Raw genomic sequence first — 26,139 nt, 5'->3', positions numbered from 1 at the left:
GCGATCGTCAAGGGCGAGAACATCCCGGAGCCGGGCATTCCGGAATCGTTCAAGGTCTTGCTCAAGGAACTCCAGTCGCTGTGCCTCAACGTCGAGGTGCTGTCGTCCGACGGCGCCGCGATCGAGATGCGTGACGGCGACGACGAGGACTTGGAGCGCGCGGCGGCCAATCTCGGCATCAACCTGTCGAGGAACGAAGCGGCCACCGTCGACGATCTGGCGAACTAGGCGGTCGGCCGGATGCCGTCACCGGCGGCATCCGGCCCGCACCGCGCGGATTACCGGACGTGTCGGCCGAGTGAAGTCTCGGCAGACACTCACTAGTGAACTTTTGCTCGAATTCGACCCGCACAGGGGAAAGGAAGTTACGTGCTAGACGTCAACTTCTTCGATGAACTCCGGATCGGCCTGGCCACCGCCGAGGACATCCGTCAGTGGTCCTACGGCGAGGTGAAGAAGCCGGAGACCATCAACTACCGCACGCTCAAGCCGGAGAAGGACGGCCTGTTCTGCGAGAAGATCTTCGGTCCCACCCGGGACTGGGAGTGCTACTGCGGCAAGTACAAGCGCGTCCGCTTCAAGGGCATCATCTGTGAGCGCTGTGGCGTCGAGGTGACTCGCGCCAAGGTGCGCCGCGAGCGCATGGGCCACATCGAACTGGCCGCTCCGGTCACCCACATCTGGTACTTCAAGGGCGTGCCCTCGCGCCTGGGCTACCTGCTCGACCTGGCGCCGAAGGATCTGGAAAAGATCATCTACTTCGCCGCCTACGTCATCGTGGCGGTCGACGAGGAACTGCGGCACAACGAGCTGTCCACGCTCGAGGCCGAGATGGAGGTCGAGAAGAAGGCGGTCGCCGATCAGCGTGACGCCGACCTCGAGGCCCGCGCCCAGAAGCTCGAGGCCGACCTGGCCGAGCTCGAGGCCGAAGGCGCCAAGTCCGACGTCCGCCGCAAGGTGAAGGACGGCGGCGAGCGGGAGATGCGCCAGCTCCGCGACCGCGCCCAGCGTGAGCTGGACCGGCTGGAGGAGATCTGGAACACCTTCACCAAGCTGGCGCCCAAGCAGCTCATCGTCGACGAGGTGCTCTACCGCGAGCTGGTCGACCGCTACGGCGAGTACTTCACCGGCGCCATGGGCGCGGAGTCGATCCAGAAGCTGATGGAGAGCTTCGACATCGAGGCCGAGGCTGAGTCGCTGCGTGAGACCATCCGCTCCGGCAAGGGCCAGAAGAAGCTGCGCGCGCTCAAGCGGCTCAAGGTCGTCGCGGCCTTCCAGGCCAACGGCAACTCGCCCATGGGCATGGTGCTCGACGCCGTTCCGGTGATCCCGCCGGAGCTGCGCCCGATGGTTCAGCTCGACGGTGGCCGCTTCGCCACCTCCGACCTGAACGACCTGTACCGTCGCGTGATCAACCGCAACAACCGCCTCAAGCGACTGATCGACCTCGGCGCGCCCGAGATCATCGTCAACAACGAGAAGCGGATGCTGCAGGAGTCCGTGGACGCCCTGTTCGACAACGGCCGCCGCGGCCGTCCGGTCACCGGACCGGGCAACCGTCCGCTCAAGTCGCTGTCCGACCTGCTCAAGGGCAAGCAGGGCCGGTTCAGGCAGAACCTGCTCGGTAAGCGCGTCGACTACTCGGGCCGTTCGGTCATCGTCGTCGGCCCGCAGCTGAAGCTGCACCAGTGCGGTCTGCCCAAGCTGATGGCGCTGGAGCTGTTCAAGCCGTTCGTGATGAAGCGCCTGGTCGACCTGAACCACGCGCAGAACATCAAGTCGGCCAAGCGGATGGTGGAGCGGCAGCGGCCGCAGGTGTGGGATGTCCTCGAAGAGGTCATCGCCGAACACCCGGTGCTGCTCAACCGCGCGCCCACGCTGCACCGCCTCGGTATCCAGGCCTTCGAGCCGCAGCTGGTGGAAGGCAAGGCCATCCAGCTGCACCCGCTGGTCTGTGAGGCGTTCAACGCCGACTTCGACGGTGACCAGATGGCCGTGCACCTGCCGCTGTCGGCGGAGGCGCAGGCCGAGGCACGCGTGCTGATGCTGTCGTCGAACAACATCCTCTCGCCCGCCTCCGGTCGGCCGCTGGCCATGCCGCGTCTGGACATGGTGACCGGCCTGTACTACCTGACCCGTCTGGAAGAGGGCGCGAAGGGTTCCTACGAGCCGGCCACCGCCGACGGTCCGGAGCGGGGCGTGTACTCCTCGCCCGCCGAGGCGCAGATGGCGGTGGACCGCGGTGAACTCACCGTGCGTTCGCTGATCAAGGTCCGGCTGACCGACCAGCGTCCCCCGAAGGACGTCGAGGCGGAGCTGTTCCCGGAGGGCTGGCGTCGTGGCGACGCGTGGACCACCGAGACCACGCTGGGCCGGGTGCTGTTCAACGAGCTGCTGCCCGTGGACTACGCGTTCATCAACGAGCAGATGCCGAAGAAGCGTCAGGCGACGATCATCAACGATCTCGCCGAGCGCTACCCGATGATCGTGGTCGCGCAGACCGTCGACAAGCTCAAGGACGCGGGCTTCTACTGGGCCACGCGTTCCGGCGTGACGGTCTCCATGTCCGACGTGCTCGTGCCGCCGGAGAAGGCCGAGATCATGGAGCGCTACGAGGCGCAGTCGGATCAGATCGAGAAGAAGTACCAGCGTGGTGCGCTCGATCACCAGGAGCGCAACAACGCACTGGTCAAGATCTGGCAGGAGGCGACCGAGGAGGTCGGTAAGGCGCTGCGCGCGCACTACCCGGCCGACAACCCGATCATCACGATCGTCGACTCGGGCGCCACGGGTAACTTCACCCAGACCCGTACCCTCGCCGGTATGAAGGGCCTGGTGACGAACCCGAAGGGTGAGTTCATCCCGCGGCCGATCAAGTCCTCCTTCCGTGAGGGCCTGACGGTGCTGGAGTACTTCATCAACACCCACGGCGCTCGTAAGGGTCTGGCCGACACCGCGCTGCGCACCGCCGACTCGGGTTACCTGACCCGTCGTCTGGTGGACGTCTCGCAGGACGTCATCGTGCGCGAGCACGACTGCGGCACCGAGCGCGGCATCGTGGTGCCGATCGCGGAGAAGCAGCTCGACGGCTCGATCATCCGCGACGCGCACGTGGAGACCTCCACCTACGCGCGCACGCTCGCGGCCGACGCGGTCGACGCGCAGGGCAACGTCATCGTGGCGAAGGGCGCCGACCTCGGCGATCCGGCGCTGGAGGCGCTGCTGGAGGCCGGTATCACCGAGGTGAAGGTCCGCTCCGTGCTGACCTGCACCACCGGTACCGGTGTGTGCGCGACCTGCTACGGCCGCTCGATGGCGACCGGCAAGCTGGTCGACATCGGTGAGGCCGTCGGTATCGTCGCCGCGCAGTCCATCGGTGAGCCCGGTACCCAGCTGACCATGCGTACCTTCCACCAGGGTGGTGTCGCGGGTGACGACATCACCGGCGGTCTGCCCCGAGTGCAGGAGCTGTTCGAGGCGCGCGTGCCGAAGGGCAAGGCGCCCATCGCCGAGGTCTCCGGTCGCGTGCGGCTGGAAGACGACGACCGCTTCTACAAGATCACCATCATCCCGGATGACGGTGGCGAAGAGGTTGTCTACGACAAGCTCTCGAAGCGGCAGCGTCTGCGGGTGTTCAAGCACGACGACGGCACCGAGCGTCTGCTCTCGGACGGTGACCACGTCGAGGTCGGCCAGCAGCTGCTGGAAGGCGCGGCGGATCCGCACGAGGTGCTGCGCATCATGGGCCCCCGTCAGGTTCAGGTCCACCTGGTCCACGAGGTCCAGGAGGTCTACCGGTCGCAGGGTGTGTCGATCCACGACAAGCACATCGAGGTGATCGTGCGCCAGATGCTGCGTCGCGTGACGATCATCGACTCGGGCGCCACGGAGTTCCTGCCCGGCTCGCTCACCGAGCGCGCCGAGTTCGAGGCCGCCAACCGTCGCGTCGTCGCCGAGGGCAACGAGCCCGCGGCGGGTCGTCCGGTGCTGATGGGTATCACCAAGGCGTCGCTGGCCACCGACTCGTGGCTGTCGGCGGCGTCCTTCCAGGAGACCACCCGAGTCCTGACGGACGCGGCGATCAACTGCCGCTCCGACAAGCTCATCGGCCTCAAGGAGAACGTGATCATCGGTAAGCTGATCCCGGCCGGTACCGGTATCAACCGCTACCGCAACATCCAGGTGCAGCCGACCGAGGAAGCCCGTGCCGCCGCGTACGCGGTGCCGTCCTACGACGACACCTACTACAGCCCGGACAGCTTCGGTCAGACCACCGGCGCCGCAGTCCCGCTCGACGACTACGGCTTCAGCGACTACCGGTAATCCGTCGCAACGAGATTCGGCCCCCGCTTCCTTGTGGAGCGGGGGCCGAATTCGTTCGGTGATGGGTCCGTGGTGGACAACCGGGCCGGCAGGCAGTAGGAAAGTAGAACAGGTTTCAGTTCTGTTCGGAGGTGGCGGTGGACGGCGCGGCGTTGGGTGATCTGGTGGTGGCCGGATTCCGGAAGCTCGGGTTCATCCAGTACGCGGAGGTCGAGTGGGAGGAGTTCGCGGCGGGGCGGAACGTGGTGTCGATCGTGCCGCGGGCGCAGCATTTGAACCACAACGGAGATCTGCACGCCGCCGTGTTGTTCGGGATGGCGGAGACCGCCGCCATGGGGGCGTCGGTGTCGGGGATCGTCGACCTGATGGGGGAGACGTTCATCGTCGCCAAGGACGGACGCATCGAATACAAAGCCCGCGCGAAGGGGGACGCGGGGCCGTTCCGCGCCACTTCCGCGTTCTCCGCGCAGACGCTGGCGAAGATGCGGGCGGACATCGAGGCGAAAGTGCCGCTCGAACTCGACGTGCCGGTGGACATCACCGATGCCGATGGGAAGACCGTGGCCGCAGCGGTCTTCACCGCGGTGCTCCGGCCGCGCCGCTCCTGATCGAAGATGCCCGCTCCGAACGGACTCAGCGCTCGCTGTCGAGCATCGCCATCTGCGGCGTGGCATAGCGTTCGCCCGCGACCCGGTCGGCGGGCACGGCCGCTTCGATAGTGGACAACTCCTCGTCGGTGAGCGAGAGGTCCAGCGCGCTTACCGCCTCCGCCCAGCGTTCGCGACGGCGGGTGCCGATGAGCGGCACGATGTCCTCGCCGCGGGTCAGCGCCCAGGCGATCGCCAGTTGCGCCACCGAGGCGTCCTTGCGCGCCGCGATCTCGTTCAGCGCGCGCACCAGTTCGAGATTCCGGTCCAGGTTCTCGCCTTGGAAGCGCGGGCTGTGGGCGCGGAAATCGTTCGGAGCGAAGGTGACTCCTGGCGCGATCGCGTCGCTCAGCAGGCCCCGGGAGAGCACGCCGTAGGCCGTGACGCCGATGCCGAGTTCGCGGCAGACGGGCAGGATCTGCTCCTCGATGCCACGGGAGAGCAGCGAGTACTCGATCTGCAGATCCACGATGGGGTGTACGGCCGCCGCGCGCCGAATGGTGTCCGAGCCGACCTCGGACAGGCCGACATGGCGCACGTACCCTGCTTCGATCAGCTCGCCGATGGCGCCGACGGTGTCCTCGATCGGCACGGCCGGATCGAGTCGTGCGGGGCGATAGATGTCGATGTAGTCGACGCCGAGCCGCTGGAGGCTGTAGGTCAGGAAATTGCGCAGCGCGGCAGGCCGGTTGTCCACGCCCGCGAAGGCGCCGTCGGGACCGCGCAGCGCGCCGAATTTCACGCTCAGCACCACGTCCTCGCGTGGACGTTCGGCGATGGCGTTGCCGATCAGCGTCTCGTTGTGTCCCGCGCCGTAGAAATCGCCGGTGTCGATCAGGTTTGCGCCGGAATCCAGCGCCGCGTGGATGGTCGCGGTCGATTCGGCATCGTCGGCCGCGCCGTACGCGCCGGACATGCCCATCGCCCCGAGGCCGATCCGGCCGACCGTCGGGCCACTGGCCCCGAGCCGCACTTCGTGGATTTTCGTTGTCGTCATGGGACCAGCCTGAACCGTGCGCCGCCGCCGCGGGAGAGACCGTTTATCGGGGGAGTGGCGATCCCTGGCTGAGGGCCCCGTTTCCGAGGACAGTGAGGGCATGGACCGCGCCGAACTCGCCGATTTCCTGCGCCGCCGCCGAGAGCAGCTCATTCCCCCCGACGTCGGTTTGCCGCCCGGTGTCCGGCGGCGCACGCCGGGACTGCGCCGCGACGAGGTCGCGCTGCTGGCGGGCATGTCGACGGACTACTACACCAGGCTGGAGCAGGCGCGCGGTCCGCGTCCGTCCACCCAGGTCCTCGCCTCGCTCGCCCGCGCCCTGCGTCTCGACAACGACGAACGCGACCACCTCTACCATCTGTGCGACCACGCGCCGCCGGGACGCGAAACGACCGACAAGCACGTGGGCCCCGGGCTGATGCACCTGCTCGCCAAGCTGGACGACACCGCGGCCACTGTCGTCACCGATCTCGGCGAGGTGCTCGTGCAGAACCGGATGCACACCTTGCTCGTCGGCGATCACGGTGACCGTCGTGGGTGGGAGCGGTATTACGTCCACCGCTGGTTCACCGACCCTTCGTCGCGCGCGCTCTTCCCCGCGGAGGACTGGGATCGGCTCAGCCGCAATCACGTCGCCGACCTGCGTGCTACGGCCGCGCGCCGTGCGGGCGACGCGGACGTGCTCGAGCTGGTGGCCGAGCTGCGTTCCGCGAGCGCCGAGTTCGACCGGCTCTGGGACGAACATCAGGTGGCCGTGCGGCTTTCGGATATCAAGCGCATCCGGCATCCGCAGGTGGGCCTGATCGACGTCGTCTGCGAGACGTTGCTCACGCCCAACGCCGCCCAGCGCCTGCTGGTCTACCTGCCGCGTCCGGGCACGGACGCGGCCGAGAAACTGGACCTGCTGCGCGTGATCGGCACGCAGCGGCTGACGCCCGCCGCCGGGCTCGACTAGGGCGCGGTGACGTACTCGAGCGCCGCGTCGACGGCGGGCTGCCCACCGCCGATGACGAATCCGGCCATCGCACCGATCGCGGCGCCCGCCACCGCGGCGGCGGGCACCGTGATGAAGTCGATCACGAACAGGCCGAGCGGGAATCCGACGATGAAGCCGATGGCGGCGCCGATGCCCGCGCCCGCGAGGATGGTCGGCATGGCCTTCTCGGCCTCGGCGTAGAACCGCTCCTGGGCGCCGATGTCGCGCAGTGGGGCGTCGGTCATCGCGACCGGTGCGACGGTGAGCCGGTGGCCCGCGTCCTCGAGCACGGGGTCCAGCACCACGCGCTGATCGCCGATGCGCAGCGTCATCGGCAGCGCGGCCACCACATTGCCGTCGCGATCGGAGACCGTCACGACCCGGCCGTCGTGGGTCGATTCGAACGTCCCGTCCTGGATGGTGGCCACGGCCGCGCGCCGGTCGCTGGTGGCGGCGACCTCGTAGGCGACCTGGTGGAACGATCCGCGCAGGTCGAGCGGGGGATCGGTGGGCGCGGGCTGTGCGTGCGCGGCGCTCGTGGTGAGTGCGGTGGCCGCCAGCGCGACCAGCGTCGTCGCGGTGAATCGAGAGGTCCTCATCGTGCTCTTTTCCGTGTGCCGCCCCCGTGTCCGGTTCGTCGGGAAAAGATACCGCTCGGCGGCCTCGATCAGAAGGGGCTGAGCGACAGTTCTTCGCCGAGTTCGGTCGCGAAAGCCTCTGTCGCACATCGCGGCACGGTGGGGACGGGGCCGGTTGGGAGGCTTCGGCTGCGGCCGGATCCGCCGACGGCACATCCCGGATCGGCGGTCGCGGCGCTGGTCCGGCCGGGTTTCGGAGCGGTGTGAATTCCCTCTTGACGCCCGCTCTCATCTCCGCAACACTGAACTAGATGGTTCAGTATGACTTCTTGGATGCCTCCTTCGGGGCGCTCGCGGATCCCACCCGGCGTGGGATCCTGGAACGTCTCGGCAGTGGGCCCGCGACCGTCAGCGAGCTGGCGGAACGCTTCGAGATGACGCTCACCGGCGTCAAGAAGCACATCCAGCTGCTGGAGGCGGCGGGCATGGTGGTCACGGAGAAGCGCGGCCGGGTGCGGTACTGCCGCCTCGGCGAGAACGTCTTCGACCGCGAAGTGGCCTGGATGCAGGGCTACCGGCGGATGGTGGAAGCGCGGCTGGACCGTCTCGGCGAATTCCTCGAGCGAACGGAGCAGGACCGATGAGCACAACCACGAACGACGCGGTCATCACGACCGACACCGACCGCGCGATCCACATCGAGCGGATCTTCGATGCCCCGCGCCAGCGCGTGTGGGACGCCTACAGCCGGATCGAATTGCTCGCCCAGTGGTGGGGGCGCGGCAATCGGCTGGACATCGAGCGCTGGGAATTCCGTCCGGGCGGGCATTGGCGCTTCGTCGAGCACTCCGACGAGGGAGCCCATGGCTTCGAGGGCCGTTTCCGCGAGGTCACCCCGCAGGAGCGCATCGTGTACTCCTTCGAGTGGGACGGCATGCCCGCCCATGTGGCGATCGACAGCGTCAGCTTCGTCGACCTCGGCGACGGCCGCACCAAGGTGGTCACCGACAGCCAGTTCCACACGCCGCAGGAGCGCGACGGCATGCTCCAGTCGGGCATGGAGACCGGGCTCAACGAGAGCTACCGCGCGCTGGACGCACTGCTCGCGCGCGGCTGAGTCAGGACGCTTCGGCTCCGGTCACGGGTCGCGTGGGCGGAGCCGAAGCGTGTGGTGGCGGGCGGCCGCACGCGCAGCCGTCACCGCTGCGCCGACTCGACCATTCGAAGCCCCCCGAAGACTTCGTGTGTCGGGACATGCCGCGACCGACGGACGCAGCTCGGGTCGCCCGGTGCGATGGCAGGGGGGTGGAATCGGCGGTGTGCCGCGATCAGTCCCGGGCCGGGCCGATCCGGCGCTTGCGCGGCTTCAGGTGCAGTCCGGGCAGGGGCGGGGCGGGAATGCGTTGTTGCGGGGTGTGGCCCGCGATGTCGGCGAATCGGGTGAGGTCGTGGTCCTCCCAATCCGCCCGGGCGGCGAGGATGTCCTCGTGGCTGCGGCCGACGAAGTTCCACCACATCACCAGTTCCTCGCCGAACGGTTCGCCGCCGATGAGGGCGAAGTGCGCGCCGCCTGTGGTGGCGAGCCGGAGTTCGTCGCGCTCGGTGCCCAGGTACAGCAGTGGTCCGGGAGCCAGTTCGTCGCCCGCGACGGTCACCTCGCCCTCGATCACCAGCATCGCGTGCTCGAAACGAGGGTCGAGCGGGAGGCTGACCTCGGCCCCGGGCTCCAACCGAACATCGGCGCCGACGATGGGTGTATAGGCGATCGCGGGTGAGGTCTTCCCGGCCAGGGACCCGATCAGCACGATCGCGCGGAGGCCGGGCGCCTCGACGACGGGCAGTTCCCGATGTTGCTCGAAATGCGCAGCGATGCCGGTGTGGTCGCCCGGCAGCGCGATCCACAGCTGCAAGCCGTGTCCGGCGGGCGCGCCCGCGACGGCGTACTCGGAATGGGCGATGCCGCGTCCGGAGGTCATCAGATTCAGCTGACCGGGTTCGATCTGCACGTCCGAGCCCACCGAGTCGCGATGCCGGATCCGGCCCTCGAACGGCCAGGTCACTGTTTGCAGGCCGATGTGCGGATGCGGATCGATGTCCGGCGGCGCACCGGTCTTGGTGACCGTCGGCGCGCCGAAGTGGTCGAGGAAGCACCACGCGCCGACGGTCGGCAGGTCGCGTTGCGGCAGCACGCGTTCGACGAAGACGCCGCGCACCCCGCCGAGCGGCACCTCACGGGCCGGATACCGCTCCGCGACCGGCCCCGGACCCGGCGCGGGTTCGCAGAGCGTCTCGGCCGGGCGCGGATCCAGATCACTCACCGATCGACGCCCTTGCCGATCACGTGGGCGTCGTACTGAGGGTGCTTGTCCAGATACGCCTTGATGAACGGGCACACCGGCCGGATCACGCGCTCGCGCCCGACGGCGTCCTCGATGGCCTTCCCGGCCAGGACCGACCCGAGACCCTTCCCGGAGAACGCGCCGTCGACCTCGGTGTGCGTGAACACCGTCTCGTCGTCGCGTTCCTCGTAGTCGGCGAAGCCGGCCAGCTCCCCGCCGTAGAACACCTCGTAGCGATGCTGCTCGTCGTTGCGGACGACCTCGGACTCCGATGCCGATTCGCTCATGGTTCCCTTCTCCTTCCGGGCGCGTACCGGATGCCTGCTGAGAATCGAGACCCGGTTGAACGCGCCGATCGTGGTGGCCACCCAGATGACGACGGACAGCTGATCATCCGTCAGATGCGGGCGAGCCGAAGCGTACTCACGCTCGATGACGTTTTCGTCCGGAAGCGTCGCCGTGATTTCCGCGATCGCGAGCACAGCCCGCTCGAACGGGGTGTACGTGCCGCCGCGCCGCCATCCTGGCAGCACCGCGATCTCCTGTTCGGTGACCCCGGCGGCCAGGGCGGCGCGATAGTGCACGTCCAGGCAGTACGCGCAACCGTTGAGCTGGGAGACGCGCAGATTGATCAGTTCGATGATCCGGCGATCCAGCCCCACCGCCGCGCCCGCGGCCCTGACCTCGTTCGCGACGCCGTTGAGCGCACGGAACGCGGCCGGCGTCTGCTTATCGATCCAGACGCGGTCACGCGGCGTTTCGGGCTTCATATTCGTGGGATGTTAGTCGCCGCCGGTGAACGGGGCGGAGCGGGCCACCGGATAAGCGGACTCCGGTCCGCCGGTTTGCGATTCGGTAGCGGGGCCGCTCCCGCCGCCGGACCGTCGCACGGTCACTCGATCTCGGTGAATCGCCGCAGCTGGAACGGTTCGACCAGCACTTCCTGGAACGCGGTGGCGAGAGCCTTCAGGTGCGGCGTCCGGAAGTGCGCGTCCAGGGCGTCGGCATCGGCCCACTCCTCCAGCAACACCATCCGGCTCGGGTCGGTGGGATGCAGGTAGAGCTCGTAACGGATGCAGCCACCCTCCGCGAGCGTCGGCTCGATCATGCCTTGCAGCAGATCCCGCAGTTCCGCCTCGCGACCGGGCTTGGCGGTGAAGCGAACGTTCAGCGTCAACGTCGACATGGGCGTCTCCTGCGCTCGAGGAAGTGTTCCCGGCTCGTTGTCATACCTTGATCTCTCGGCTGTCGTGCGCGGTCACCACGTCCGGCTCGATCGCTCGCGCCTTGCCTTCGTACAGAGCGATCTTGTGGTCCAGCACGGCCAGAGTCTGACGAAGTTCATCTATCTTGGCGAGTACCTCGGCGCGGGTATCCCGGAACATCGCCAGCCGTTGCGGGAACGTCGCGTCTCCGGCCCGGACCAACTCGGCATAGCGGAGCATGTCCGCCACCGACATGCCGGTCGTGCGCAGCCGTCCGATCAGCGCCAGCCATTCCAGATCCCGGTCGCTGAACCGCCGCTTGCCGGTGTGGTCGCGCCCGATGTAGTCCATCAGGCCGATCCGTTCGTACCAGCGCAGCGTGTCCCGGCTCAGTCCCGATCGCTCGGACACCTCGCCGATCGAGTACCGGGGCTGCTCCCGGTCGTCGCGCGCGCTCGCGTATGGCGCGGTTTCGCTCATGCACTCGCCCTTCCCGTGGAACACCGACGACGCTAGTCACCTGGAGTGCACTCCAAGCAAGGGGCCGTATGTTCAGCTGCTGTAGTCGGGCAGTTGCTGGACCGCCCATTTGTTGCCGTCCGGGTCGGCGAAGAAGGTGAACAAGCCCCAGCCGAGGTCCTGGACCGGAGTGGCGTCCACGCCCGCGGCGATCAACTGCTGGTAGGCGTCCTCGGCGCTGGCCACCACCATCTGCATGCCTCGGACACTGCCGGGCGCCGCGTCGGTGATGCCTTCGCCGAGGCAGATCGAGCAGCCGGAGCCGGGTGGGGTCAGCTGCACGAAGCGCAGGTTCTCATCGACCCGGTGATCGTGATCGGGATTGAAACCGATCTTGGTGTAGAAGTCCTTGGCGCGGTCGACGTCGGTCACCGGAATGGCGACGAGCTCGATTTTCCAGTCCATCCGGCGAGCATTCCATCAGCCGCCGACAAAGTCCCGGATTCCGGCCTACGCTGGGAACATGCCTGGAAAGGACATCGACCGGATCAGGGCTCGTTCGGCCTGGGCGACGGTCAGGGAAAGCCCGGTGATCACCGCTATCGCGATCGCGCCGTTCGCGATCGCGCTCGGCGTGGTGTGGTGGTTGTTCGGCGGTCTGGCCGCGTTCGCGCTGCTGCTCGTGCTCGGTGCGGGCGTTGTGGTCGGCGGCAGGTTACTGCGCTGACCGCGCGCGCCGCGTGCGGTCAGCGCGGGATGTGGAAATGCGTCAGTTCGCCGGTCCCCGGATCGATGTCCGCCCACTCGCGGTCGAAGCGCAGCACCGCGAGTGCTGAAGTCGGGAACTTCCGGCTGAGTTCGACCGCCGGGGCGCTGTCGCGATTGCTCGCCAATTCCCAAGCCGTCCACGGCATGCCGGGGGCGTGCCCGACCACCAGCAGCGTCGCCACGTCGTCGTCGCTGAGGCGGACCAGTTCGATCAGCGTCTCCGGCGCGGCCTCGTAGATCCCGGGTTCGAAGACGGCCGGCGCGGTGATGCCGGTGGCCGACAGCGTCTCCCTGGTCCGTGTCGCGGTGGAGCAGCGCACGGCGTCGATCGGCGGTTGAGTAGCTCGCAGCCACCGACCCGCCAGTCCCGCCTCGCGCCTGCCCCGCGGCGCCAACGGCCGCTCGTGATCGTCGACGCCCTCGGGATAGGCCGACTTACCGTGCCGCATGAGGATCAGAGTCCGCGCCATGGAGATACGGTAAGGCCTCCGGGCGAGAGGTCTCGACCACACTCGAGGCAAACTGAAAGCGGCATCACATCACGCGCTCCCGCGGGCGATCCCCGCGGCGGACGTGACGGACGCCGCTCATCTGTCCACCACAACCCCATGGGTGGCCACGGCCCACGTACTTCTTCGAGGATCAGCACAATATGGCCTACGTAATCACGCAGCGTTGTTGCAACGACGCCAGCTGCGTCTCCGAGTGCCCGGTCGACTGCATCCGTCCCACCCCGGACCAGCCGGAGTTCGCGACGACCGAGATGCTCTACATCGACCCCGACACCTGTATCGACTGCGGCGCCTGTGTCGACGCGTGCCCGGTGGAGGCCATCTTCTCCGAGGACGACCTGACCGCTTCGCTGGCGCGATTCCGCGACATCAACGCCGCCTACTTCCAACGGCATCCGCTGGAATCGAACTTCGACCCGATCGTCACCCCCGCGCGTCCGCCGAAGGAGCTGGGCACCCTGCGGGTCGCGATCGTCGGCGCCGGGCCCGCGGCCTGCTACGCCGCCGACGAACTGCTGCGCAGGGCCGACGTGGAAATCGAGATGTTCGACCGGCTGCCCACCCCGTGGGGCCTGGTCCGGGCAGGCGTCGCGCCCGACCATCCTGGCACCAAGACCGTCTCGGGCATGTTCGAGTCCGCCTTCCGCCGTGAGACGCTGCAGTACTACCTCAATGTCGAAGTGGGCACCCACATCTCGCACGAGGAGCTGCTGCGCCACCACCACGCGGTGATCTACGCCGTCGGCGCCTCCAGCGACCGGAAGATGGGCGTCCCGGGCGAGGACCTGCCGGGCAGCCACTCCGCCACCGAGTTCGTCGCCTGGTACAACGGCCACCCCGACTACGCCGACCGGACCTTCGACCTGTCCGGGGAGCGGGCGGTGATCGTCGGCAACGGCAACGTCGCGCTGGACGTGGCGCGCGTGCTGACCGTCGACCCGGACGAACTCGCCAAGACCGACATCGCCGACCACGCCCTGGACGCCCTGCGGCAGAGCAATATCCGCGAAGTGGTCGTGCTGGGCAGGCGCGGCCCGCTGCAAGCTGCCTACACATCCCCGGAGTTCCTCGCCCTCGCGCACCTGAAGGGCGTCGACGTCATCGTCGAGGAGACCGACTTGGCACTGGATCACGCCAGCCAGGCGATCGTGGACGACCCGCAGGTCGAGCCGTCGCTGAAACTGAAGTACACCCTCGCCCAGGAGTACGCGGGCGGTCGCCGGGCCGAAGGCAACAAGCGGATCGTGTTCCGCTATCTCACCTCGCCCGCCGCGCTCACCGGCACCGATCGGGTCGAGTCCATCGAGATCGTGCACAACGAGTTGTTCGAGGAAGGCGGTCAGCTCGTCGCACGGCCGACCGACCGCACCGAGAGCATCGGCACATCGCTGGTCCTGCGGTCGATCGGGTACCGCGGCGAGCGGATCGGTGAACTGCCGTTCGACGAGCGGCGCGGCGTCGTGCCGAACGAGCACGGCCGGGTCGTCGGCGACGACGGAACCATGCTCAGCGGCGTGTACGTCAGCGGGTGGATCAAGCGTGGCCCACGCGGTGTGATCGGTTCGAACCGGATCGACTCCGAGGAGACGGTGGAGCTGCTGCTCGCCGACTTCACCGCGGGCAAGCTCGCCGCGCCGCAGGCCGACCGCGCCGCGCTGAGGGCCCTGCTCGCCGAGCGCCAGGCCGACTTGGTCGACCGGGCGGGCTGGCGAGCGATCGACCAAGCGGAGAAGACCGCGGGCAAGTCCGCGGGCCGCCCGCGCGTCAAATTCACCACCCGCGAAGACCTGCTCAAAGCCGCCCGCGGCTGAGGAACCAGCCGGGCCGGTCGGAACGCCACGTTCCGACCGGCCCGGTCCCCCGGCCCCGACCGAGCCGTGCGGCAAATCTCGTCGCCTGACGTCACGACCGCGCCGAACGGGTCTCGCCGGAACCGGCCGACTGATTTCGCAAGAACATGGGTAACTCACCGGGTACGCCCGAAACCCGAGCGGCACCCGACGCAGGACCTGCGCGGGAATCCCCGCATCCCCGACTGGTATGGCCTGAAACCCGGAGAGGCGGGGGAGCCTAAAAAACCGGAGAGGCGGGAGAGCCGGGTAAGGGCATGATGCGGACCACGGTTGTGGTGGTCCCGCCGACCACGAACCACAGCCGGAGCACCGGCTGCCCGGTGCGATCCCCCGCCTCGTACCGGCTGCGCACGCTCACGTGCTGGCGGGCCAGCACCGGGGCCACGTATTCGATCACCGCGCGGTGCGGACCCGCGAGCAGCTTGGGATATTCGACCAGGAACTGTTCCACCGCTTGCCAGTAACAGGCGTTGTTGACGTGGTTGTACTGGTCGATGTCGGTGGCGCGCACCGGGAAGGGCAGGTCGGTGTCGGACTCCGGCGGCGTGGCGTCGGTCAGATAGGGCCGCCACCGCAGACGGTGCTCGCCGGAGGTGCGCGCGAGGTAGGCGAGGCCCTCGTCGCTGATCCGCGCGGGCATGCCGGTGGACTCGCTGATATTGATCCAGAAGCCCTCGGTCTCGATCAGGCCGCCGTTTCCGCTGGTGATCCGCACGCGCATGTTGGTCCAGCGGGTGGACAACGCCGAGCACCACCGCAGCAACTGCACCTCATCCGGCCACAGAATCGGCCGGATGACGTCGATGACCGTGCGCCGGATGATCCAGTTCGGGTCGGTCCGATGGAAGAACGTCTTATGCAGGTTTTCCCAGGCGATATCTTGCAAGTAGCGGGCGATGGCATCGAACCGCAACCGGTCGTAGGGATCCACATCACCAGCCCGGATGGGCCACGCCGAAGCAAAGCCCATGCCCTCCTGGGGAAGCGGGGCGAGTGGCTGATCGAGTGACACTTGTGCTCCTCGCGCTGCACGGTGTGCCGCGTTTCTTCATGCGGTGCTGTTGTGACGACTTTACGGGGCGTACGTCACACCCTCGCGTCGAGCCGTCCGTACCTCCTTAATAGTCCGTCAGCCGGGTCGTGGGCCAGCAAGAATGGGGTTTTCCGTGCGCGGCACCGGTACGAGATCACGCGCGCTCGGCAGCCGGTGGGGGCAGGCCATGGCCGTGAGCGGGTCAGTAGCCCTGGTACGCGCCGCCCGAGTTGACGGCGGCGACACCGGGGACGTTGCCGAGCGACCCATAGCGATCGATGGAGTAGCGCACTCCGGCGATGATGTTGTCGACCGGGTTCCAGACGTCGTCGTGGCCGGGCGCTTTGTAGGCGTTGAACGTGCTGTCGATGGTCTGCATGAGACCCTTCGACGGATGTCCGGCCACCCAGTTGCTGTCCCAGCGGTTCTCCGCGTAAGGATTGCCCGCGGATTCGTGCTCGATGATCAGCGCGATAGCTCGTTCATCGATGTCGGCCGGGTCGTACCCCATCGCGATGAGTTTCTGCTTCGCCTCGGCGATCCATCGCGCGACGTCACCGCTGGGCAGCGGACCGGTCGGCGCGGACGAACTCGGCCCGCCGTGATACGGCGTTCCCGACGACGTGCCATGGGAGGTTCCCGAGTCGTTGTGCCCGGACATCAGCTGGCTCGACCGATCCGGCGAAGGCGCGGAGACTGGGGTTCCCGACGTGGCGGCCGGTGTGGTGGCGGCGGGCGCGGTGGGGGCCGCGGGTACGTTCGCGCTCGGCTCACCGAGCCCGGCGAACGCCGCCTCCAATTTGCCTGCCGCGCCATCGACCTGGGTCTCGGCTCGGTTCGCCACGTCTTCGGCGGTCTTCAAGGCGTTGGTCAGCTCCCACGTCCGCGAGGCCGCCTGGAGCGCTTCCTGGAAGACGAGCCCCTCGACGTCGGCCTTGTCCGCGTGCGCCCGGAGGTAGTCGATTCGCGTCTTGGCATCGACGGTGCCGTTGGGCGCGACATCGAAGGGTGGCGTCTGGTTCAGTGCGTCGTCGCGCAGGCTCAGTACCTTGGCCTTCGCCTCGGTCAGGTTCTGCACCTGGGTGGTGAGCGCGGTCTTCAACTCGAGTAGCGCGGCGCTCACCGCGGAGGCGCGCGTCTTCTCGGTCTGCATCCGGGCGTTCGCCGCGTCGCCGGCGGATCCGGACCACTGCTTCGTGTCGGCGAGCGCTTTCGTGTCGTCCGCGCCCTTGCCGACCGCGTTGTCCAGCCCCTGCGACATCCGTTCGGCGAGCGCGCCCGCCGCCGAAAGCTGCTCCGGTTGCCAGTTCTCGACGTCTGGAATGGAGAGCGTCATGGCAGCTGGAGCCCTATGGCGCGCAGCTTCGCCGCGAAGTCGTCCTCGGCCAGCTCGTACTTGCCCGCCGCGTTGTGCAGGTTGTCGGCGATCGTGGTCAGGCGCGATCCGATCCGCTCCAGGCAGCGGTGCGCGGCGTCGTTCGCGCGCTGGGCCACCGGACCGAAATCGGTACCGGGCAGCGCGCCCGCCGCGACGCCGAGACCCTCGCCGGCGCCGAGGTCGGTGACCGACGTGGCCTCCGTGCGCAGCGTCTGCGCGAAGGAGCGCAGCGCCGCCGGGTCGACCTGCATCGTCGTCGCAGGTTGCGGCTGGTTTTGCTCGACCATGAATCCCCCTTCCCTCCCGACCGCGAGGTCGCGGCCAGCATAGCAAAATCGGGCGTCCGGACGGGCGTGCTCGGGGGGCGCCCGTTATGTTGTCGGTGTGGCGCCGGCGCGGATCAGGCCGGTGCGAGGACAGAGAGGTCGGCACATGCGCGCAGCCCAGGTCAGCAAGCTGGAGGGACCGGAAGCGGTTCGGATCGTCGATATCCCGGAGCCAGCGGTCTTCCCGGGCGGCGTGGTGATCGACGTGCACGCGGCGGGCGTGGCCTTCCCGGACGTGCTGATGACGCGCGGCCTCTACCAGATGAAGCCCGAACTGCCGTTCGTCGTGGGCGGCGAGGTCGCGGGCATCGTCCGGGAGGCTCCCGAGGACGCGCACGTGCGGCCGGGTGACCGGGTGGTCGCGCTGACCATGCTCGGCAACGCGATGGCCGAGACGGCCGTCACGCCAACGCAGATGGTGTTCCGGCTCCCCGACAACGTCTCGCTGGAGGCGGGCGCCGGCATCCTGTTCAACGACCTGACCGTGCACTTCTGCCTGCGCACCAGGGGCAGGCTGGCGGAAGGGGAGACGGTGCTGGTGCACGGCGCCGCCGGCGGCATCGGCACCTCGACGCTGCGGCTGGCGGCCGCGCTCGGCGCGGGCCGGGTGATCGCCGTGGTGAGCACCGAGGAGAAGGCCGAGGTCGCGCGCGCCAACGGCGCCACCGATGTGGTGCTGACCGACGGCTGGCTGGCGGCGGTGAAGGAGCTGACCGGTGGTCGCGGCGTGGACATCGTGCTCGACCCGGTCGGCGGTGACCGTTTCACCGACAGCATCCGTTCGCTCGCCTCGGCGGGCCGGTTGCTGGTCGTCGGCTTCACCGCGGGGGAGATCCCGACCGTGAAGGTCAACCGGCTGCTGCTGAAGAACGTCGAGGTGACCGGCGCGGCGTGGGGCGAATGGGTGATGTCGCATCCCGGCTACCTGCAGGAGCAGTGGGCCGAGGTGGAGCCGCTGCTGGCCTCCGGCCAGATCGCGCCGCCGCGACCGGTGCTGTACCCGCTGGACAAGGCCGCGGAGGCGGTCGCCTCGCTGGACAACCGGACGGCCACCGGCAAGGTCGTGGTCACCCTGCGCTGACTCGCCCGGTCCGCCCCCCGTCATGAAACTGTCCAACCGGGTACTGAACCGGACCCTGCTGGCTCGCCAGCATCTGCTCGAGCGCTCGCCGCGGACGGCGCACGAAATGTGTGATCATCTCGTCGGATTGCAGGCGCAGGATTCGCCGCCGCCGTTCGTCGGATTGTGGAGCCGCATCGCGGCTTTCGATCCGGCGACGGTGTCGGACGCGCTGGAGGACCGCTCGCTGGTCCGGATCACCTTGATGCGCGGCACCATTCACCTGGTCACGCCGCCCGACGCGCTGCGGATAGCGCCGCATGTGCAGCCGGAACTGGAGAAGGCGCCCTTCCGCAAGGGCTTCAACTACGGCGCCATGGTCGGACTCGACCCGGAGGAGGTGCGCGGGCAGGGCGAAGCGGTGCTCGGCGACGAGCCGATGTCGGCGGCGGACCTGCGCGCCCACGCCGCTGAGCGCTACCCCGACCGCGACCCGGGCGCGGTGGTGCAGACCTGGCTGTATCAGCTGCCGGTGTTGCAGACCCCGCCGCGCGGGAAGTGGAAGAACAGCAGCAGGCCGATCTGGTCGCGGGTCGAGCCCTGGTTGGGTGCGCCGCTGGACCCCACGTATCCGTTGGCGGAGTTGATCTTTCGCTATTTGCGTGCGTTCGGTCCGGCGAGCACCATGGACATGCAGACGTGGTCGAAGCTGCCCGGGATGAAGAACGCCGTCGCCGAACTCGGCGATCGCGTGCGCACCTACACCGACGAGCGCGGCCGCACGCTCTACGACGTCGCCGACGGCGCGTTGGCCGATCCGGACGTCCCCGCTCCGGTGCGGCTGCTCGGCTGGTACGACAACGTTCTGTTGTCGCACCAGGATCGGACGCGGATCGTGCCCGACGGCGCCGTTCCTCCGCTGCGCGCGTTCGCGGCTCAGGTCTCTCCGGTGCTGGTCGACGGGTTTCTCGCGGGCCTGTACAAGGTCTTCGCGGATGCGAAGTCCGCCCGGCTGCGCATCAGCCCGACCCGGAGCTGGACGAAGGCGGAGCGCGCTGAGGTCGAGGCCGAGGCCGAGGCGCTGCTCGCCTTCTTGGAGGAGGGCAAGCGGGGAAGCGTGGAAATCCTCGACGTGCGCGCCGACCTGCGCCCCTGAGCCGGATCGGTTACGGCTCGCGGGCCGGACGATAGGCGGGCGCCTTGGTGGTCCCGGTCGGGCTCAGCGTGCGCAACAGCGGCAGCGCCCGGCGTTCGACCACGGTGGACAGCACGATGACGCTGTGCGAGCGCACCACCGAGGAGGTCCGGTCGATGCTCAGCAGCACCGCCTGCAACCCGGCGTGCGAGTCGGCGCCGATCCGGCACAGCACGTCGCCGGTGCCGGTGGTGGCGTAGGCCTCCAGCACGCCGGGGATGGCGTCGAGTTCGGCGGCCACCGCGTCCAGCGCGCCCTGGGCGATCTCCAGCGTGACGAACGCCTGCACGTCGAACCCCGCCGCGGTGACGTCGATCTGCGGGTCGTAGGAGGCGATCACGCCCGACTCCTCCATGCGCGCGATCCGGGACTGCACCGTGGCCCTGGCGACCCTGGTCCGGCGGGACAGCTCGAGAATGCCCGCTTTCTGGTACTCGTGCATCGCGGTGAGGATGGCGAGGTCGAGTTCGTCGAGCTTCGCCGATGTGCGCGCCATGGCGGCCTCCGTTCGAGCACCGGGCCGGGCTTGCTGCCCGTCCCCTCGATGCTATTCAAATTGTCCAGCACCATGCGCTATTTGCTAGACGAATTCGCCACCCTGCCTATCGGGATCAGACGCTGTTGCCTATCCGGCGGACCCGGCGATTTCCTTGGTCCATGACCATCGAGCACTTGCCGGGCGCCCGGTCCGGCGCCGTCCCCAGCGACGGCGAGCTGCGCACGCTCGTGGGGTTGGTAGACCACGACGACAGCGGTGACCCGTTTCCGGTCATCGGGTGGGACGCCCTGGTCTGGGTGGTGGGCAACGCCACGCAGACCGCGCACTTCCTGGAATCCGCCTTCGGGATGCGGTTGGAGGCGTATTCGGGTCCGGAGACCGGCAATCGCGACCACAAGGCGTTCGTTCTGCGCAGCGGCGCGGCGCGCTTCGTGATCACCGGAGCGGTGCATGCGGACAGCCCGCTGGTCGCCCACCACGATCGGCACGGCGACGGCGTGGTCGACATCGCCCTCGAAGTGCCCGACGTCGATCGGTGTGTCGCGTGGGCGCGCGCACACGGCGCGAAAGTACTGGTCGAACCGCACGACGACACCGACGACTTCGGCACGGTCCGCTCGGCCGCGCTGGCCACCTATGGCGAGACCAGGCATACCTTGGTCGACCGGTCCGGCTACTTCGGGCCCTACCTGCCCGGCTATGTCGCCCGCCGCTCCCACTATCAACGGCGCGACGGCGCGCCCGCCCGGCTGTTCCAGGCGATCGACCACGTCGTGGGCAACGTGGAACTCGGCCAGATGGACGAGTGGGTCGAGTTCTACCGGCGGGTCATGGGATTCACGAACATGGCCGAATTCGTCGGCGACGACATCGCCACCGAGTACTCGGCGCTGATGAGCAAGGTCGTCGCCAACGGAAACCACCGGGTGAAGTTCCCCCTCAACGAGCCGGCCGTCGGCAAGAAGCGCTCGCAGATCGACGAGTATCTGGAGTTCTACCGAGGCCCCGGCGTCCAGCACATCGCGCTCGCCACCGGCGACATTTTGACCTGCGTGGACGCCTTGCGCCGGGAGGGCGTCGAATTCCTGGAGACACCCGCCGCTTATTACGAGGACCCGGAACTACGCGCCCGCATCGGCCGGGTCCGCGTCCCGGTCGAAGAACTCCAGCGCCGTGGCATTCTGGTCGACCGCGACGAGGACGGTTACCTGTTGCAGATCTTCACCAGGCCGCTCACCGACCGCCCCACGGTCTTCTTCGAGCTGATCGAGCGCCACGGCTCCCTCGGCTTCGGCAAGGGCAATTTCAAAGCCCTGTTCCAGGCGATCGAACGCGAGCAGGAGGCCAGGGGCAATCTGTGATCGGTGATCGGGGCGGGTGATCTTGTCGAGCATCTTCGGCGAGTGCGTCGGTAGAGTTCTTTTCATGCGGATCAAGTCGGCAGTCGGCATCACGGCAGCCTTGGTGCTCGCACTGGCGGGTTGCGGTTCGGGGGAGGAGACCGAGGACTCGGGTCCGTCCCGTCCGGCGCCGAAAGTGGTGGCGCTCGGACCGTTCGTCGGGGAGTGTGGTCACGTGACCGACGACGAGGTGCGCAATCTCGGTGGTCTCGGCCGGATCTCCGGGGTGTTCCGCAACGCGGTCGGCTGCAACTGGCAGTCGGCCGGAATCGGTTCGCCGAGTATCACATTCGCTTCCTACCGAGGCAGCCCCATCGAACGGGAACGGGCGTGGGTGACCGTCAACGGCCGCGCGCCCGATCCGATAAAAGTGGGTGGGCGAGATGGCTTCGCCGCTTTGGATCCCAGCGGTGTGATCTGCGATCTGGCGGTGCAGCTCGGCGACGATTTCTTCGAGTGGTCAACCAACATCGGCTCGTTCGGCGCGGTGTCCGGCAATCCGTGCGACCGGAGCCGCGCTCTGGCCGAGCTGACTCTGCAACGGCTTCAGTGAGGGGTGGCGAGTGAACGTCGGCCGAGACCTGTGCAGGCGCGGCGCGGCCGCCGCCGCGGTGGCCCTCGCGTTGTTCGCGGTCGGGTGCGGCCAGGTGATCTCCGGGGACGCGCAGCCCGTGGGCGGAAGCCAGCCGGTCAACACCAGGCTGGACAAGCTGCTGCGGGAATGCGAGATCCTCTCCCACGACCAGATCGGCGAGGCGATCGGCGGGGGCGTCCAGGTCAGCGACTCGTTTTTCGGCGCCGTCTGCATGTGGGACCTGATCGGCGCGCCCGGCGGTAATGGGATGGCCACGCTCAACTGGTACGAGAACGGGACGCTGAGCAACGAGAAGCAGACGAACAGCAAGCTCGGCTACGAAACCACCAACATCACTATCCAGAGTTCGCTGGCATTGCAGATCCGCAGGCCGAAGGACCCGGACTCCTGCGGTGTGACGGCGAGTGCGCCGGACAACGGCGTGATCGGCTGGTGGATCAACTACCGGCCCGGCTCGGGCCACCCCGATCCGTGCGACGCGGCGAAGAAGCTGATGGAAATGACCCTGAACCTGGCCAGGTAGACGATCCTCGAACCGACCCGCTTTGACCCTGTGTCCCGGCCACGGGTATCGTGGATCGCTGTGCCCGGAAGCTTGCGGGCAAGTTCGTGCGTGACCGTAGGCCAGCGAAAGCGGCCGACGACTCCAGCGTGCCCGGAATCAGGGCTCCGCGCCGCGCGCGACACGCCCGACCTCGGGACGCGAGAAACGTGGCCGGACGTGCGAGTGAAAGCTCGATAACAGCGGTGTGAACGACGGGCCCGAAGCGGAAGCTTGCCTCTGCGAAGGGCCCCGGGAGCGCCGCGAACTTAAAACAGACATGAAGTCCACACACCGCGTTAACTAATAAGGAAAGCCGGTCTATGCCAACCATCAACCAGCTGGTCCGCAAGGGTCGCCGCGACAAGGTCGCCAAGACGAAGACCGCGGCCCTGAAGGGGAGCCCGCAGCGTCGTGGCGTGTGCACCCGCGTGTACACCACGACCCCGAAGAAGCCGAACTCCGCGCTGCGCAAGGTCGCGCGTGTTCGCCTGACCAGCTCGGTCGAGGTCACGGCCTACATCCCGGGCGAGGGGCACAACCTGCAGGAGCACTCCATGGTGCTCGTGCGCGGCGGTCGTGTGAAGGACCTTCCCGGTGTCCGCTACAAGATCATCCGCGGCTCGCTCGACACTCAGGGTGTGAAGAACCGCAAGCAGGCCCGCAGCCGTTACGGCGCCAAGAAGGAGAAGAGCTGATATGCCACGCAAGGGCCCCGCACCCAAGCGTCCGCTGATCAACGACCCGGTCTACGGTTCGCCGCTGGTTACTCAGCTGGTCAACAAGATCCTGCTGGACGGTAAGAAGTCCACCGCCGAGCGCATCGTCTACGGTGCGCTGGAGCAGGCGCGGGAGAAGACCGGCACCGACCCGGTCGTCACCCTCAAGCGCGCGCTGGACAACGTCAAGCCGTCGCTGGAGGTGAAGCCCCGCCGCGTCGGTGGCGCCACCTACCAGGTTCCGGTCGAGGTCCGTCCGGGCCGCGCCAACACCCTGGCCCTGCGCTGGCTGGTCAACTTCTCGCGTGCGCGCCGGGAGAAGACCATGGTCGAGCGCCTGGCCAACGAACTGCTCGACGCCAGCAACGGCCTCGGCGCCTCGGTCAAGCGTCGCGAGGACACCCACAAGATGGCCGAGTCCAACCGGGCCTTCGCGCACTACCGCTGGTGACGTCTACCCGGCCCGCCGTCTGGGTCGGGAGGCACAGCCGGAACGCGGCACTCACCGGCCGCGTCCGGCGTTGACATAGAGGCGACCACAGGGTCGTCCCCGATAATCCCAACTAGCTACGAGCGGGGAAGATTTCCGTGGCACAGGACGTGCTCACCGACCTGAACAAGGTCCGCAACATCGGCATCATGGCCCACATCGATGCGGGCAAGACGACCACAACCGAACGCATCCTCTTCTACACCGGCATCACCTACAAGATCGGTGAGGTCCACGACGGCGCCGCCACGATGGACTGGATGGAGCAGGAGCAGGAGCGTGGTATCACCATCACCTCCGCGGCTACCACGTGCTTCTGGAAAGACAACCAGATCAACATCATCGACACCCCCGGGCACGTCGACTTCACCGTGGAGGTGGAGCGGTCGCTGCGCGTGCTCGACGGCGCCGTCGCGGTGTTCGACGGCAAGGAAGGCGTCGAGCCGCAGTCCGAGCAGGTGTGGCGTCAGGCGGACAAGTACGACGTGCCGCGGATCTGCTTCGTCAACAAGATGGACAAGCTCGGTGCGGACTTCTACTTCACCGTGCAGACCATCAAGGACCGCCTCGGCGCCAAGCCGCTGGTCATCCAGCTGCCGATCGGCGCGGAGGACACCTTCGAGGGCATCATCGACCTGGTCGAGAACAACGCGAAGGTCTGGCGCGGCGAGACCAAGCTCGGTGAGCAGTACGAGGTCGTCGAGATCCCGGACGACCTGAAGGAGAAGGCCGAGCAGTACCGCCAGGAGCTGCTCGAGACCGTCGCCGAGTCGGACGAGGCGCTGCTGGAGAAGTTCTTCGGCGGCGAAGAGCTGACCATCGAGGAGATCAAGGGCGCCATCCGCAAGCTGACGGTGACCTCCGAGCTCTACCCGGTGCTGTGCGGCTCCGCGTTCAAGAACAAGGGCGTGCAGCCCATGCTGGACGCGGTCATCGACTACCTGCCCTCGCCGCTGGACGTGGAGGCCACCACCGGCCACGTGCCCGGCAAGGAAGAGGAGCTGCTCACTCGCAAGCCGAGCGCCGACGAGCCGTTCGCGGCCCTGGCGTTCAAGATCGCGGTGCACCCGTTCTTCGGCAAGCTGACCTACGTTCGGGTGTACTCCGGCAAGGTCGACTCCGGCGCCCAGGTCATCAACTCGACCAAGGGCAAGAAGGAGCGTCTGGGCAAGCTGTTCCAGATGCACTCCAACAAGGAGAACCCGGTCGGCGCCGCCTCGGCGGGCCACATCTACGCGGTCATCGGCCTGAAGGACACCACCACCGGTGACACCCTGTGCGATCCGCAGAACCAGATCGTGCTCGAGTCCATGACCTTCCCGGACCCGGTCATCGAGGTCTCGATCGAGCCGAAGACCAAGTCCGACCAGGAGAAGCTGGGCACCGCGATCCAGCGCCTGTCCGAAGAGGACCCGACCTTCTCGGTCAAGCTCGACCAGGAGACCGGCCAGACCGTCATCGGCGGTATGGGCGAGCTCCACCTCGACATCCTGGTCGACCGCATGCGGCGCGAGTTCAAGGTCGAGGCGAACGTCGGTAAGCCGCAGGTGGCCTACCGCGAGACGATCACCAAGAAGGTCGAGAAGCTCGAGTTCACGCACAAGAAGCAGACCGGTGGTTCCGGCCAGTTCGCGAAGGTGATCATCGCGCTCGAGCCGTTCGTCGGCGAAGACGGCGCGCATTACGAATTCGAGAACAAGGTCACCGGTGGCCGTGTGCCGAAGGAATACATCCCTTCGGTGGACGCGGGCGCCCAGGACGCCATGCAGTACGGTGTGCTCGCCGGCTACCCGCTGGTGAACATGAAGGTCACGCTGCTCGACGGTGCCTACCACGACGTCGACTCGTCGGAAATGGCGTTCAAGATCGCAGGTGCGCAGGCGCTCAAGGAAGCGGCTCGCAAGGCCGGTCCGGTGATCCTCGAGCCGCTGATGGCGGTCGAGGTCACCACGCCCGAGGACTACATGGGCGATGTGATCGGCGACCTGAACTCCCGCCGTGGTCAGATCCAGGCCATGGAGGAACGCAGTGGTGCCCGTGTCGTCAAGGCGCTGGTTCCGCTCTCGGAGATGTTCGGTTACATCGGTGACCTGCGGTCGAAGACCCAGGGCCGGGCGAACTACTCCATGGTGTTCGACTCGTACGCGGAGGTTCCGGCCAACGTGTCGAAGGAGATCATCGCCAAGGCGACCGGCGAGTAAATGGCTCCCGGGCGTTTGTAATACCCCTTTCCCCGTGTCCGCGGG

At 67.8% G+C, this 26,139-nt stretch carries 28 protein-coding genes; 16 read left to right on the top strand and 12 right to left on the bottom strand.

Annotation, left to right across the window (positions count from 1 at the left end; genetic code table 11):
* The 3 genes from ACGF7Y_RS34645 to ACGF7Y_RS34635 all read left to right on the top strand — a co-directional run.
* A partial coding sequence (locus tag ACGF7Y_RS34645) for a hypothetical protein (protein ID WP_174185812.1) occupies window positions 1-228 on the top strand: 228 nt, incomplete at its 5' end.
* A 141-nt stretch (window positions 229-369) separates the two neighbouring features.
* Window positions 370-4,323, top strand: coding sequence for a DNA-directed RNA polymerase subunit beta' (locus ACGF7Y_RS34640; protein WP_063053072.1), 3,954 nt, complete (start codon window positions 370-372; stop codon window positions 4,321-4,323).
* A 131-nt stretch (window positions 4,324-4,454) separates the two neighbouring features.
* Complete coding sequence (locus ACGF7Y_RS34635; RefSeq protein WP_393241588.1) at window positions 4,455-4,931, top strand: PaaI family thioesterase; 477 nt, start codon at window positions 4,455-4,457, stop codon at window positions 4,929-4,931.
* A 25-nt stretch (window positions 4,932-4,956) separates the two neighbouring features.
* Here the strand turns inward: ACGF7Y_RS34635 and ACGF7Y_RS34630 are convergent, their stop codons facing one another.
* Window positions 4,957-5,967: an aldo/keto reductase gene (locus tag ACGF7Y_RS34630; RefSeq protein WP_393241585.1), complete on the bottom strand. Its 1,011-nt coding sequence runs from the start codon at window positions 5,965-5,967 to the stop codon at window positions 4,957-4,959.
* A 100-nt stretch (window positions 5,968-6,067) separates the two neighbouring features.
* Between ACGF7Y_RS34630 and ACGF7Y_RS34625 the strand changes: the two genes are divergently transcribed.
* On the top strand, window positions 6,068-6,922 hold the full coding sequence (locus tag ACGF7Y_RS34625) for a helix-turn-helix transcriptional regulator (RefSeq protein ID WP_393241582.1): 855 nt from the start codon (window positions 6,068-6,070) through the stop codon (window positions 6,920-6,922).
* Here the strand turns inward: ACGF7Y_RS34625 and ACGF7Y_RS34620 are convergent.
* Window positions 6,919-7,542 carry a hypothetical protein gene (locus tag ACGF7Y_RS34620; RefSeq protein ID WP_393241579.1) on the bottom strand — a complete coding sequence of 208 codons (624 nt, stop codon included), beginning with the start codon at window positions 7,540-7,542 and terminating at the stop codon, window positions 6,919-6,921. The two genes, ACGF7Y_RS34625 and ACGF7Y_RS34620, sit on opposite strands and share 4 nt — an antisense overlap.
* 290 nt (window positions 7,543-7,832) lie before the next feature.
* On the opposite strand from ACGF7Y_RS34620, the gene ACGF7Y_RS34615 reads away from it, so the two are divergent.
* Window positions 7,833-8,165 (top strand): helix-turn-helix transcriptional regulator, encoded by a 333-nt coding sequence (locus ACGF7Y_RS34615; protein WP_062975489.1) that lies wholly within the window; start codon window positions 7,833-7,835, stop codon window positions 8,163-8,165.
* Entirely contained in the window at window positions 8,162-8,638 is a 477-nt protein-coding gene (locus ACGF7Y_RS34610) for an SRPBCC family protein (RefSeq protein WP_062975491.1), read from the top strand. The genes ACGF7Y_RS34615 and ACGF7Y_RS34610 overlap by 4 nt, the downstream gene beginning before the upstream one ends.
* Before the next feature lie 211 nt (window positions 8,639-8,849).
* On the opposite strand, the gene ACGF7Y_RS34605 is transcribed toward ACGF7Y_RS34610, so the two are convergent.
* The 5 genes from ACGF7Y_RS34605 to ACGF7Y_RS34585 form a co-directional block, all read right to left on the bottom strand.
* Window positions 8,850-9,839, bottom strand: a complete 990-nt coding sequence (locus ACGF7Y_RS34605) for a pirin family protein (protein WP_393241575.1) — start codon at window positions 9,837-9,839, stop codon at window positions 8,850-8,852.
* Entirely contained in the window at window positions 9,836-10,630 is a 795-nt protein-coding gene (locus ACGF7Y_RS34600; RefSeq protein WP_393241572.1) for a GNAT family N-acetyltransferase, read from the bottom strand. Before ACGF7Y_RS34600 ends, ACGF7Y_RS34605 begins: the two co-directional genes overlap by 4 nt.
* A gap of 122 nt (window positions 10,631-10,752) precedes the next feature.
* Window positions 10,753-11,046 carry a putative quinol monooxygenase gene (locus tag ACGF7Y_RS34595; RefSeq protein ID WP_393241569.1) on the bottom strand — a complete coding sequence of 98 codons (294 nt, stop codon included), beginning with the start codon at window positions 11,044-11,046 and terminating at the stop codon, window positions 10,753-10,755.
* A gap of 40 nt (window positions 11,047-11,086) precedes the next feature.
* Entirely contained in the window at window positions 11,087-11,545 is a 459-nt protein-coding gene (locus ACGF7Y_RS34590) for a MerR family transcriptional regulator (protein WP_393241566.1), read from the bottom strand.
* A 72-nt stretch (window positions 11,546-11,617) separates the two neighbouring features.
* Window positions 11,618-11,989 (bottom strand): glyoxalase superfamily protein, encoded by a 372-nt coding sequence (locus ACGF7Y_RS34585; protein ID WP_393241564.1) that lies wholly within the window; start codon window positions 11,987-11,989, stop codon window positions 11,618-11,620.
* Window positions 11,990-12,047: 58 nt separating this feature from the next.
* Here ACGF7Y_RS34585 and ACGF7Y_RS34580 point away from each other — a divergent pair, with 58 nt between their 5' ends.
* On the top strand, window positions 12,048-12,251 hold the full coding sequence (locus ACGF7Y_RS34580) for a hypothetical protein (protein ID WP_040870275.1): 204 nt from the start codon (window positions 12,048-12,050) through the stop codon (window positions 12,249-12,251).
* A gap of 19 nt (window positions 12,252-12,270) precedes the next feature.
* Here the strand turns inward: ACGF7Y_RS34580 and ACGF7Y_RS34575 are convergent, their stop codons facing one another.
* On the bottom strand, window positions 12,271-12,762 hold the full coding sequence (locus ACGF7Y_RS34575) for a SixA phosphatase family protein (RefSeq protein WP_391472015.1): 492 nt from the start codon (window positions 12,760-12,762) through the stop codon (window positions 12,271-12,273).
* 182 nt (window positions 12,763-12,944) lie between these two features.
* Between ACGF7Y_RS34575 and ACGF7Y_RS34570 the strand changes: the two genes are divergently transcribed.
* A complete protein-coding gene (locus ACGF7Y_RS34570) occupies window positions 12,945-14,615 on the top strand; it encodes an FAD-dependent oxidoreductase (protein ID WP_393241560.1) in 1,671 nt (556 codons plus the stop codon).
* A gap of 259 nt (window positions 14,616-14,874) precedes the next feature.
* On the opposite strand, the gene ACGF7Y_RS34565 is transcribed toward ACGF7Y_RS34570, so the two are convergent.
* From ACGF7Y_RS34565 to ACGF7Y_RS34555, 3 genes are all read right to left on the bottom strand, one after another.
* Entirely contained in the window at window positions 14,875-15,669 is a 795-nt protein-coding gene (locus ACGF7Y_RS34565; protein ID WP_393241558.1) for an acyl-[acyl-carrier-protein] thioesterase, read from the bottom strand.
* Window positions 15,670-15,892: 223 nt separating this feature from the next.
* Window positions 15,893-17,026 carry a transglycosylase SLT domain-containing protein gene (locus ACGF7Y_RS34560; RefSeq protein ID WP_393241555.1) on the bottom strand — a complete coding sequence of 378 codons (1,134 nt, stop codon included), beginning with the start codon at window positions 17,024-17,026 and terminating at the stop codon, window positions 15,893-15,895.
* Window positions 17,023-17,355 carry a type VII secretion target gene (locus ACGF7Y_RS34555; protein ID WP_357127255.1) on the bottom strand — a complete coding sequence of 111 codons (333 nt, stop codon included), beginning with the start codon at window positions 17,353-17,355 and terminating at the stop codon, window positions 17,023-17,025. Before ACGF7Y_RS34555 ends, ACGF7Y_RS34560 begins: the two co-directional genes overlap by 4 nt.
* A gap of 145 nt (window positions 17,356-17,500) precedes the next feature.
* Between ACGF7Y_RS34555 and ACGF7Y_RS34550 the strand changes: the two genes are divergently transcribed.
* Together ACGF7Y_RS34550 and ACGF7Y_RS34545 are read left to right on the top strand one after the other, a co-directional pair.
* Window positions 17,501-18,475 carry an NADPH:quinone oxidoreductase family protein gene (locus tag ACGF7Y_RS34550; protein WP_393241552.1) on the top strand — a complete coding sequence of 325 codons (975 nt, stop codon included), beginning with the start codon at window positions 17,501-17,503 and terminating at the stop codon, window positions 18,473-18,475.
* Between the two features lie 22 nt (window positions 18,476-18,497).
* A complete protein-coding gene (locus tag ACGF7Y_RS34545) occupies window positions 18,498-19,610 on the top strand; it encodes a winged helix DNA-binding domain-containing protein (RefSeq protein WP_393241549.1) in 1,113 nt (370 codons plus the stop codon).
* 10 nt (window positions 19,611-19,620) lie between these two features.
* On the opposite strand, the gene ACGF7Y_RS34540 is transcribed toward ACGF7Y_RS34545, so the two are convergent.
* The gene (locus ACGF7Y_RS34540) at window positions 19,621-20,145 is read right to left on the bottom strand and encodes an Lrp/AsnC family transcriptional regulator (protein ID WP_040870262.1); all 525 of its coding nucleotides are present in this window, start codon (window positions 20,143-20,145) and stop codon (window positions 19,621-19,623) included.
* Window positions 20,146-20,306: 161 nt separating this feature from the next.
* Here ACGF7Y_RS34540 and hppD point away from each other — a divergent pair, with 161 nt between their 5' ends.
* The 6 genes from hppD (at window position 20,307) to fusA (ending at window position 26,094) form a co-directional block, all read left to right on the top strand.
* Window positions 20,307-21,509 carry a 4-hydroxyphenylpyruvate dioxygenase gene (gene hppD / locus ACGF7Y_RS34535; RefSeq protein WP_357962557.1) on the top strand — a complete coding sequence of 401 codons (1,203 nt, stop codon included), beginning with the start codon at window positions 20,307-20,309 and terminating at the stop codon, window positions 21,507-21,509.
* A gap of 22 nt (window positions 21,510-21,531) precedes the next feature.
* Window positions 21,532-22,101, top strand: coding sequence for a DUF3558 domain-containing protein (locus ACGF7Y_RS34530; protein ID WP_393241545.1), 570 nt, complete (start codon window positions 21,532-21,534; stop codon window positions 22,099-22,101).
* 10 nt (window positions 22,102-22,111) lie between these two features.
* Window positions 22,112-22,666 carry a DUF3558 domain-containing protein gene (locus tag ACGF7Y_RS34525; protein WP_393241542.1) on the top strand — a complete coding sequence of 185 codons (555 nt, stop codon included), beginning with the start codon at window positions 22,112-22,114 and terminating at the stop codon, window positions 22,664-22,666.
* 341 nt (window positions 22,667-23,007) lie between these two features.
* Window positions 23,008-23,382 carry a 30S ribosomal protein S12 gene (rpsL, locus tag ACGF7Y_RS34520; RefSeq protein WP_039801925.1) on the top strand — a complete coding sequence of 125 codons (375 nt, stop codon included), beginning with the start codon at window positions 23,008-23,010 and terminating at the stop codon, window positions 23,380-23,382.
* A 1-nt stretch (window position 23,383) separates the two neighbouring features.
* Window positions 23,384-23,854 (top strand): 30S ribosomal protein S7, encoded by a 471-nt coding sequence (gene rpsG, locus ACGF7Y_RS34515; RefSeq protein WP_014353063.1) that lies wholly within the window; start codon window positions 23,384-23,386, stop codon window positions 23,852-23,854.
* A gap of 137 nt (window positions 23,855-23,991) precedes the next feature.
* On the top strand, window positions 23,992-26,094 hold the full coding sequence (gene fusA / locus ACGF7Y_RS34510) for an elongation factor G (protein ID WP_393241538.1): 2,103 nt from the start codon (window positions 23,992-23,994) through the stop codon (window positions 26,092-26,094).
* Window positions 26,095-26,139 lie beyond the last annotated feature (45 nt).

The organism is Nocardia sp. NPDC047654, assembly GCF_043205035.1.
GTDB lineage: Bacteria > Actinomycetota > Actinomycetes > Mycobacteriales > Mycobacteriaceae > Nocardia.
This window is presented reverse-complemented; position numbering and strand designations above follow the sequence as displayed.